The sequence below is a fragment of the Okeania sp. SIO2F4 genome, assembly GCF_010672385.1.
In the GTDB taxonomy this organism is placed as follows: Bacteria; Cyanobacteriota; Cyanobacteriia; order Cyanobacteriales; family Microcoleaceae; genus Trichodesmium.
In genome coordinates this window covers 1-9,239 of the sequence record NZ_JAAHGT010000344.1, presented here as the reverse complement: position 1 = coordinate 9,239, position 9,239 = coordinate 1, and the positions used below count along the sequence as shown (strand labels likewise).

General features: G+C 39.1%; 11 protein-coding genes and 2 pseudogenes. 9 read left to right on the top strand and 4 right to left on the bottom strand.

All coding sequences use genetic code 11. The annotated features are described in order from the left end of the window. A pseudogene (locus F6K22_RS20835) lies at positions 1 to 637 on the bottom strand (hypothetical protein); the annotation flags it as partial. Positions 638 to 1,909: 1,272 nt separating this feature from the next. Here F6K22_RS20835 and F6K22_RS43570 point away from each other — a divergent pair. The 3 genes and pseudogenes from F6K22_RS43570 to F6K22_RS20830 all read left to right on the top strand — a co-directional run bounded on the left by F6K22_RS43570 (position 1,910) and on the right by F6K22_RS20830 (position 3,214). After that, positions 1,910 to 1,996, top strand: coding sequence for a helix-turn-helix domain-containing protein (locus F6K22_RS43570; protein ID WP_483244150.1), 87 nt, complete (start codon positions 1,910 to 1,912; stop codon positions 1,994 to 1,996). A 15-nt stretch (positions 1,997 to 2,011) separates the two neighbouring features. Then, positions 2,012 to 2,239: a hypothetical protein gene (locus tag F6K22_RS43565; RefSeq protein ID WP_483244149.1), complete on the top strand. Its 228-nt coding sequence runs from the start codon at positions 2,012 to 2,014 to the stop codon at positions 2,237 to 2,239. After that, a pseudogene (locus F6K22_RS20830) lies at positions 2,190 to 3,214 on the top strand (RNA-guided endonuclease InsQ/TnpB family protein). The gene F6K22_RS43565 and the pseudogene F6K22_RS20830 overlap by 50 nt, the downstream one beginning before the upstream one ends. A gap of 284 nt (positions 3,215 to 3,498) precedes the next feature. Here the strand turns inward: F6K22_RS20830 and F6K22_RS20825 are convergent. Further along, positions 3,499 to 3,744 carry a hypothetical protein gene (locus F6K22_RS20825; RefSeq protein WP_293102079.1) on the bottom strand — a complete coding sequence of 82 codons (246 nt, stop codon included), beginning with the start codon at positions 3,742 to 3,744 and terminating at the stop codon, positions 3,499 to 3,501. 61 nt (positions 3,745 to 3,805) lie between these two features. On the opposite strand from F6K22_RS20825, the gene F6K22_RS20820 reads away from it, so the two are divergent. The 5 genes from F6K22_RS20820 to F6K22_RS20800 all read left to right on the top strand — a co-directional run bounded on the left by F6K22_RS20820 (position 3,806) and on the right by F6K22_RS20800 (position 6,361). Next, positions 3,806 to 4,270 carry a hypothetical protein gene (locus tag F6K22_RS20820; RefSeq protein ID WP_293102076.1) on the top strand — a complete coding sequence of 155 codons (465 nt, stop codon included), beginning with the start codon at positions 3,806 to 3,808 and terminating at the stop codon, positions 4,268 to 4,270. 7 nt (positions 4,271 to 4,277) lie between these two features. Continuing rightward, a complete protein-coding gene (locus F6K22_RS20815; protein ID WP_293102074.1) occupies positions 4,278 to 4,565 on the top strand; it encodes a hypothetical protein in 288 nt (95 codons plus the stop codon). A 138-nt stretch (positions 4,566 to 4,703) separates the two neighbouring features. Continuing rightward, a complete protein-coding gene (locus F6K22_RS20810; RefSeq protein ID WP_293102071.1) occupies positions 4,704 to 4,949 on the top strand; it encodes a hypothetical protein in 246 nt (81 codons plus the stop codon). Positions 4,950 to 5,332: 383 nt separating this feature from the next. Beyond that, positions 5,333 to 5,464 (top strand): hypothetical protein, encoded by a 132-nt coding sequence (locus F6K22_RS20805; protein ID WP_293102069.1) that lies wholly within the window; start codon positions 5,333 to 5,335, stop codon positions 5,462 to 5,464. An 18-nt stretch (positions 5,465 to 5,482) separates the two neighbouring features. Continuing rightward, a complete protein-coding gene (locus tag F6K22_RS20800) occupies positions 5,483 to 6,361 on the top strand; it encodes a tetratricopeptide repeat protein (protein WP_293102066.1) in 879 nt (292 codons plus the stop codon). 105 nt (positions 6,362 to 6,466) lie between these two features. Here F6K22_RS20800 and F6K22_RS20795 read toward each other — a convergent pair whose 3' ends face one another. After that, positions 6,467 to 6,892 carry a hypothetical protein gene (locus F6K22_RS20795; RefSeq protein WP_293102063.1) on the bottom strand — a complete coding sequence of 142 codons (426 nt, stop codon included), beginning with the start codon at positions 6,890 to 6,892 and terminating at the stop codon, positions 6,467 to 6,469. Positions 6,893 to 8,301: 1,409 nt separating this feature from the next. Here F6K22_RS20795 and F6K22_RS20790 point away from each other — a divergent pair. Continuing rightward, positions 8,302 to 9,033, top strand: coding sequence for a hypothetical protein (locus F6K22_RS20790; RefSeq protein ID WP_293102060.1), 732 nt, complete (start codon positions 8,302 to 8,304; stop codon positions 9,031 to 9,033). Here the strand turns inward: F6K22_RS20790 and F6K22_RS20785 are convergent. After that, positions 9,002 to 9,239: CoA-binding protein (locus tag F6K22_RS20785; RefSeq protein ID WP_293102057.1), on the bottom strand; the 238-nt coding region annotated here is incomplete at its 5' end. The genes F6K22_RS20790 and F6K22_RS20785 overlap by 32 nt on opposite strands.

Here is a 9,239-nt window from a genome sequence, read left to right as displayed (position 1 = left end):
CCTGTTCTTCATTTGTTAATTCAGTAGAGGATTTTCTCATTTTTCTTAGAGTTTCTGGTTCCCATACCCCCATAATTTGAATATGTAGGTCATTATTTTCTTGTCTGGTACGAGGATAAACTACCCAGAGATGTTCTGATTCTAGGTCTAAATGATTTTTTAATAGACTCATTACCCGGCCTAACAATACAGCATCTATTTCTGAACCATCTGGTGTTCGTAAGCTACCTCGTGTAAATTGTTCTGTAGAAGGTTGATAACGACCCCGAACTAAACCTATAGCTCGGTACTGTTTTGGTTCGCTAGGTGGAGCAATTGGATGTTGTCGCACAGTCGTAGTATTCGGAGTATCAGTTTCAGTTTGCTCCTGGTGGTCAGATTTTGCAGAATTCAATGGTTTAGTATCCGTCACAGCTAAAGTATTGGTATTATTAGTTCCTTGATAGTGTTCTTTGGCCATATCTGTGCCTGAAGATTCATTTATTGATTTCACAGTGCTATCAGAACTTAGGCCATTAGTTCGTCTGGAAAGACTTTGCTTAATATCTGATTTATTAATAACTTGCTCACTAGGAGGGGCCTCGTGAGATGTTGTAGATTTATTTGTATTGTGGGAGTGGTTAACAGAAGAATTCATAAAAACTCCTATGAGCGGAGATACATCCCTTGTGGGAATATAGGAAAATACAAGCAATAATCTATATAGAAATTCTATTCTTAGATTAAGAAACGGTTAATGTTATGGCAGTCGCCAGGGCGGTTAAGACATTCTCACGCCTCTCAAATTTAGTCCGTGCCACGAATTTAACTTCTAACTTCTGACTTCTGACTTTTGACTTCTGCTATAGATGCCCAGAGATTCCACAATAACACAGTTATTTTGGCCTGAGCTGCTAATGCCAATCAAGATTTTATGATAATTGGACTAATTAACTTAGGCTGAGACTGAGACACTTTCATTAATGGATAATGGATAATGGATAATTACCTCGGGTTTTAACCGTTCGGGAATTGAATATCAGGAAATATTATTTCTTTGATCTTGGTCGATTGGAGGCCAGCGATGAAACCTCGCCATCCCATCCTGACGGAATGCTCCGCTTTCCGACCGCTCTCTTGGTCGATTGGAGGCCAGCGATGAAACCCGCTCTTGACAGAGCCGCTGCCTCTTACAGAGGAGCTGCGCTAACGCTAACGCCACCCCATCCTAACGGACTGCTCCGCTTTCCGACCGCTTTTCCTCCTTGAAAGGGGAGGCAGAGTAAGCTGAATTATTTAATTAATAATTAATAATTATTAATTATTCGGTAACAAGATTATGTATACTTAAGGTTTCTGGCGACTATCGCTCAGGTGGGACTGAAAACCAAAAACTATGGCTTTCAGTGGGCAAGTCTGATTGACTTTTATTTCAGCCTAGCTAAAAAAATTTAGTATTAGGCAGGATGATTAACCTTGCTATTGTAATTAATCCAATTAGATTGTCGATCAATCCGTAAAGTAATGGTAATTTTTCTGGAAAAGATGTAGGCAAAAAAAATTATCGTTGCGAAAAATTTTAACTGAAAAAGCAAGAAGTCATATCATGTCCGATTAAATGGTTGTAAATAAACAGGGAGGAGTCAGGAGTCAGGAGTCAGGAGCGAAGAGGAGGAAAAAGAAGATATAAAAAAAAGAAAGTTTTTTGATCCCTAATTATCCAGACATGATATCACCTGGTCAAACTTCGGTTTTGTTAAATCCTATTGCTCGTGAAGATGGAAGTTCCTGTTCTACTTGATCGGGTCATCTCAACGTTGGCCCTTGACCCGCGCTCTCCCGTAGGGGAGCGTCGTCCGCGAAAACCAATCAATGTTGCGCTTTCACACATAATCTGTTAAACTGTAAAAGAAAATTAAGTAAATAGTAGATGGTTGAAAAAGCGTACAAATTTAGATTTTACCCAACTCCAGAACAGGAAAATCTGTTGCTCAGGACGTTGGGTTGTGTACGCTAGGTCTACAACAAAGCTTTGGCAGCTCGAACTCAAGCTTGGTATGAACAGAAAGAAAGAGTAAGCTACAAGCAAACTTCAGCTATGCTTACCAATTGGAAACAGCAGGAAGATTTAGATTTTCTGACACAAGTAAGCTGTGTGCCATTGCAGCAAGGTTTGAGGCATCTACAGACGGCTTTCACCAACTTTTTTAGTGGACGTGCTAAATACCCAAACTTTAAGAAAAAGCGTATGGGGTGGTAGTGCCGAATTTACAAAGTCTGCATTCAAGTGGAGAAATGGTCAAGTCTATTTAGCAAAATGTTGTGAACCATTACCTATCAGGTGGAGCAGGCAACTACCACCAGATTGTGCCCCTAGCACAATAACAGTGAAACTTGATCCCTCTGGTAGATGGTCTGTGTCTTTGAGAGTCAATGATACCAGAAATTTGAGACTCAAGCCGACTAACAAACAAGTAGGTATTGACTTAGGTATTACCAGTCTTTTAACTATCAGTAATGGAGAAAAAGTAGCCAACCCTAAGAATCTAAGCAAATTACACAAGAAACTGAGGTTAGCGGCTAAGTCTCTAAAGAGAAAAACTAAGGGGTCTAATAACTATCAAAAAGCTAGGCTTAAAGTAGCTAGGATATACGCAAAAATTAAAGATTCGAGGCTTGACTATACTCACAAGGTAACATACGTCGCCAATCCGACGGCTCCCCTACAACTGATTAGAGAAAATCAAACTATTGTAGTTGAAGATTTATCGGTAAAAAATATGGCCCGCGAATCACAAAGCACGCCAGAGCAATTAGTGATGCCAACTGGTCCGAATTAGTCAGGCAATTAGAATATAAGGCTGAATGGTATGGACGGGAATTAATCAAAGTTGATAGATATTTCCCTAGCTCTAAACGTTGCTCTAATTGTGGGCACATAGTAGAAAAATTACCTCTAAATATTAGAGAGTGGAATTGCCCAGAGTGTGGTAGTCACCATGACAGGGACATTAATGCAGGTATAAATATTTTGCGGATGGGAACCCGCGTCGGCGTCAGACGCAAGCGGTCAGACCCCGCGCCGCCGACAGCTCGCTTGCGGAATGCTGACCAAGAGAGGGAACGCCCACGCTCGAAGGCTGCGGGACTTGCAGTGTCAGCGCCAGTCGCTCATGGGGGAGACCCCCTTTGGCGGCGCTGGCAAGTCTTTAGGAGCGACTGTAAGACCATCTGAGAGTAAATCTCGCTTATGCTGGTGCCAAGAAACAGAAAGCCCCTAACAGTGATGCTAGGGAATCCCGCGCTGTCTCGTAGTGCAGCGTCGGGAGGATGTCAATACCCGGTAGTTTACAAGTATTGAAGTTGAAATGCTTACAATAACGGGACAATAGACTATGAAACACACTATTTTAAGGTCAGCTAAGAAAAGACGAAGCAAAAAGGATTTATCCTGTTGCGTAGTATATGCTTAGAATCCCCCCCGTGACTTGAGTCCGCGGAGTAGTCAAAGCTACGAACTTATGATTGCCCTGAATGTGGCATTTCAATAGACTGAGACTTATAGCGGTTTTCACAAAGGCAGACTACAAAACTTCTGTCTTCTGTCTTCTGTCTTCTGTCTTCTTCATTCTGTCTTCTGCTTTCTGCGCCCTCGGCATAAGTGCCTTTAAGCCAAAATCTTTGGTTACCAGAAATAACACGGGAGTATGAAAGCCATCCTCTTTTAAGCGATGGATGAAATCCGACCTGAATGGTTTTAACCATTCGTATCCTTTTCTCAAATAATCTTACACCCTACACCAAGATATTTGTTAAAGTAATTAGTATGGCTATTTTAACCCTAACACTTAAGCTACCTTTTTATCGGTTAAACCAGTGCAAGGCACAAGAGTTTGACCGACTAACTGAGTTGAACACAGGTATTGCTAATCAACTTTTAGAAATCCCTAAAACGGATAGAAGAAAGTTCACTAGCAAAGACTTTAATCACCTCGAGATTGGGTCAGGATGGATTAATCAAACCATTCGTAATGCTTGTGCATTGACTAAAGTCAAGCAGTTTCAGTGTTTGCCACTTGAAATTAATAATCAGGGATGGGGTATTCACAAGAAAGGTGACACTTATTCAGTTGCTTTTTCAATCGTAAGAGGAGTTAAAAAGCGCGTCCCTCTAGCTATTCATCAATCCAGTTATGCCGAAGTTTTAGACAAAATCATGGCCAAAGAGGCTAAAAAAGGCAGTCTTAAGCTATGGAAGTCTAAAAAAGGTATTTGGTATGTCTTAATTTAGTGTCTCAATGGATGTTCCTGAGCCGAGCGAGATTAAAGGCTGGATCGGGGTAGATAGAGGTCAAAACCGTATTGCCGTTGCATCATTGCCTCAAAGCTTTGGCAAATTCTGGGATGGTCGTCAAATTAAACATTTAAGAAGACGCTATCAAAGAATTAGAAAAGCATTGCACAAGGCTAAAAAGCGCAAGCTAATTAAGCGCTTAGAGTCTAAAGAAAGACGAATCATAACTTATATAAACCACTGTATTTCTAAGCAGTTGGTTCAGTTGGCGTCATACTATCAAATGGGTTGAAGATTTGAGGACTTATCTGGTATTAGACAAACCTCAAAGCAATCGAGAAAAGCTAAGTCTGATGCCGGAAATAACCGTGATAGTTGGGCTTATGATCGGCTCGAACAATTCACTCGTTATAAAGCGATCAAAGCAGGTGTGATTGTAGAATCAATTCCAGCACCTTATACCAGTAAATCAGATCATAGAAATGGGGTGTTGGGCAAGCGAAATCGCCACTGGTTTAGAGGATTTGATGGTTATAACTGTGACGCAGACTGGAACGCAAGTCAGAATATAGGTCAATGGTTGGGTTTTTCATGTCCTCTCGACCTTCAGAAAGCTGTATCTGTAATGGATGCGGACGGTTTAGAGGATGGGGTAAATGAGAGTCCCCTTAACTAGAGTCACCCTAGAAAAGACGTGGATTTATCCCGTCTTTTCTAGACCTAATGAATCCCTGTCAATTTATTGCAGGGAGTCTCAAATTCTATATCATTTCAGTTATCAGTTTCTTTGCCGCTTAATCTAAAATCTAAAAACTGTTACGCAATAGTTTAATTATAGCAGTTTTCCAAAATGTTGACTTGCATTGCTTCTGCCTCACAGGAGTGCGCATTCCCTCTCTTGGTCAGCATTCCCTCACAGGAGTGCGCGTTCCGCAAGCGAGCTGTCGGCGGCGCGGGGTCGCACCGCTTCTGCCCTCAGCATAAGTACCTTTAAATCAAAATCTTTGTATTCTATATTAATGAAAAGCCCTATAAATGCAAGTATAAAGAGCCAGAAATGTGCTGGGTTTTACGGTCAATGCCTGTCGCCGGAGTGCTGCCGACAGTTTCGGCTGTCGCCGACATGAACAGGTCGAAGCAGGAAGTCAACTTCAAATTGTCACTTTATGTGACGCTTTGTGTCAGTTTTAAGGAGCAGAATTTAATCCAATGGTAAATAAAAATCGTGGTTTTTTGATGGCGGTGGTGGTGCTAGTAATAATTGCTTTCTTGGGATTTTCTCTCTCTCCATTGTTAGGGGGATTATTAGAGGCCAATCAACAAAATAATCAACCTACTCCATCGCCAAATCAGACATCTATAGCAGATCAAGAAGCAGATTTACTGGCACAGGTGCGGGGCTATGAGTTAGTTTTACAAAGGGAGCCAGATAATTTAACTGCACTCCAAGGACTTTTACAAGTAAAGTTAGAGTTAATTCAGTCAGGTAAGGGTAATATCGAGGAGGTGATACCCCCACTGGAAAAATTGTCTGAACTAAATCCTAATAGTACAGATTATAATGTTTTACTGGCTCAAGCTAAAGCATATACAGGCGATCGTGAAGGTGCTGCTCAGATTTATCGTTCCCTTCTGACTAACAAACCAGGCGATTTAAAGGCTTTGCAAGGTTTGGTTAATTTGTTGTTGCAACAAGAGCGCCCTGAAGCAGCTATTGGTTTGTTGCAAGATACACTCAAAGCTGCTCCTGTTGCAAATCAAGTCCAAGCTGACAGTATTGATGTAGTCTCTGTGCAGTTGATTTTAGGGCAGGTTTATGCCGAGCAAAAACGCTACGATGAGGCGATCGCTGTTTATGATGAAGCTATTAAGGGTAATACCGAGGATTTTCGGCCTATTTTGGCTAAGGCAATTATGTTAAAAGAGCAAGGTAATACTGAAGCTTCTCAAGAACTTTTTGATCGAGCAATAGAGCTAGCTCCTGCTGGATTTAAGGATCAAATAAATCGGGAAGCATCTGCTAATTCTGATTCTCAAGTACAGGGATCTCCGGAGGCCAATTCTACAGAGACCAAGACACAAGAGTGAGATAAATAATCCAGATTGGAAGTAGTTTCAACTGAGTCAAATCTCTATACTCAAAAAAATAACTGTTGGAGAGATGACTGAATAATATTTGGCTCTGATAATTTCTCAGAGTCTTTTTTTTGCGAATAAACGACTAACACTAATTAATCCTATTCCTAATACTATGCCTGGATCTATTAGTGGTTGAGAAGTTTTTTTGTGAAGATTATATTGCCAATTTCCTACCTGAGCCGTCACAAATTTTGTTTGGCTTTTGGCATTAAGAAACTTGTATTCCAAATTAGTTTTTTCTAGCCATATATTTATAAGTTGTGCAACTGCTATTGAGGAAGCAATAGCTTTTGAGTTGGGTTTAATCACATCATTAATTACAGCAGTAGGTTCTATTTTAACAGTACTTTGAGTTGTTTTAGCTGTTAAAAAAAATTCTGAAAAATGATTGGCTGCCTGTGCCGAAGTTAGATTGATCGTGCTGTAACTAAGAATAGTAGTAACAGCAACAGAGGCTACTTTGATCAAATTATTTTTCATCTCAGTGTATTCCACAATACTTTATGAATATTTTTTAGTCTGGAGACTTATTCCGACAACTTTTGTTAATTAAACAACCCAGAAACATTTCTGGATAGTGCTTTCAGGATTTTTCATCCCAACAGTAATATTACTGATATGCAATTTTTATTGTATATCAATTGTTTGAAGTTGTGTATCGATCAAATAACTGAGGTGTCATGATTTATATCATTGACAATTTTACTTTTTTATGAGTGTTTTTCCGTAATTGCCATATTTATTTTTGTAGGGTCTAAATAGATATACGGAAGTATACGGAAGTATATAGTTATTTTATTCTTTGATGTATGGTTAATTACTCAGGGGCTGTTACCCCTTAAGGCTTAAACCCTATATTTAATTATAGATGACATAGAGAGAATTTTGATCTAAATTTTGTCTGATGATTGAAAGATAACTTGGTTTTTGCTCAAAAGTTAGTAATTTTTGTAGTTTACTTCCTGACAATTAAAGGGATATACTCTTCATGTCACAATCAATTTAAGATTGCTGTATGATTTATCATCCATTAATGCTTTGTTTGATGACTACTTGAAAATTTATGGCGCTACTTGAATCGGGAATAGGGAATAGGGAACAGGGAACAATAGACTGTCAAAGGGTTTCAGGATGGGGAAATGTCCTAATCTTAATGCGTAGTGCTATAGTATTTTTTCCTAACTCCTAATACCAATTTTATAAATGTTTGCTACAAATATTCAGGGGATTTTTGTTTGAGTAAACCCACCCCCAACCCCTCCCAGGAGGAAGAGAACACAAGAGAATAGAATAGAAGCGGTGCGAGCGGATTGCGTTAGACGCAAGCGGTACGACCCCCCGACGACGTTAGCATTAGCGTTTCGCTGCGCGACATGAAAAGCAAAACTCCTCTGCAAGAGGCAGCTCCTCTGCAAGAGGCAAGTCGCAAGCGGTCGGAACCCGGCGTTTTGCTCCGCAACATGTAAAGCGGAGCGGCTCTGCACTCTTCGGGTCTCCTCGCCATGGGAATGCTGACCAAGAGAGGGAACGCGCACTCCTGTGAGGCAGAAGTTTTGTAGTAAACATTTTGGAAAACCCCTATATTAGTTCATAAATTATCTTATTAGTCAGAAAGACATCTCCCATAAAATATGCACGATTGCCCTTATTATTCGTAACATTCTTTTTTTGAAATGGTATAACACCTACCACCTTTTTTTCAGGATATATAGCCAATAAAATTGGTATTATATAGAATCCGGTTATATAATATATGTTGATAATTCTATAAATTACTTCAAGCCTTGAATAGAACCACCTCCCCATCTCCCCCAACCATATAATAAGTATTCAACCGGATTTGATATTATTCCTACTCAAGTATTCCTGATTTCTTATTTCAATATCAAATGAAAAACTTAAAGCAATCTCAACAATTTATCCCTCAAAAAAAACTAGATTTCCTCTTAGTTTGCTTAATTACTTTTGAACTTTTTATAGTTATAATCTACCTCGGTAGTATTCTGCTCAACGGTCAACCATACCCCCCATTTGACATGAACGGTCAAATGACTATTTCTTCTTTATTACAAGCATTACATCTGTTTGTAATTGGATTGATACCTTTAATATTACTATTTCAAGAATGGCATTCTCAAATATATCCTTCTCCCTGGTTTAAATTAACCTTTGGAATACTATTAATTTACGGCGCTATTGATGAAGTATGGAAAATTCATCTACAACTAAAAAACTGGATTCCTTGGTTAGGTGAACGAGGTTGGCTGAAACTATATATAGTTCTTTTTATTATGCCTTTAATTATCTTCTACTCAGAGTTGCGATTTCTTTGGCGTTCTTACCGTAAAGAAACTTTTTTAGCACTACTAGGAATGTTTATTTTTGCTATTGGAGGATTTGGATCGGAAGTTTTTAAAGATATTGCCCAACCTCTACTTAGTTTATTTTTTAAACAAGATTTTTTGATAACTTTTATTGAAAAATTCCGCATTGCCTTTGAAGAATTTTTTGAACTAATAGGAGAAAATTTAGTTGTCTATGGATTTTTGTTATTTTGGGGTAAACGAATAGATGAAAATCAGAAAATTCTTAGCCAAGAAGTCGTAAATACTCAACCTTAATACAAACATCTATTGCTATATTTAAACCTGCATCTAATACTTTATTTGCTGACTGCCAATCTCTCACTCCTAGCTGAGTCCAAATAGTTTTAGCATGGATAGCGATCGCTGCTTCTACGATTTCTGGTAAATATTCAGAACGACGGAAAACATTAACAATATCCACAGGTTCAGGAATATCTTGTAAAGTAGCATAAGTAGGTTGA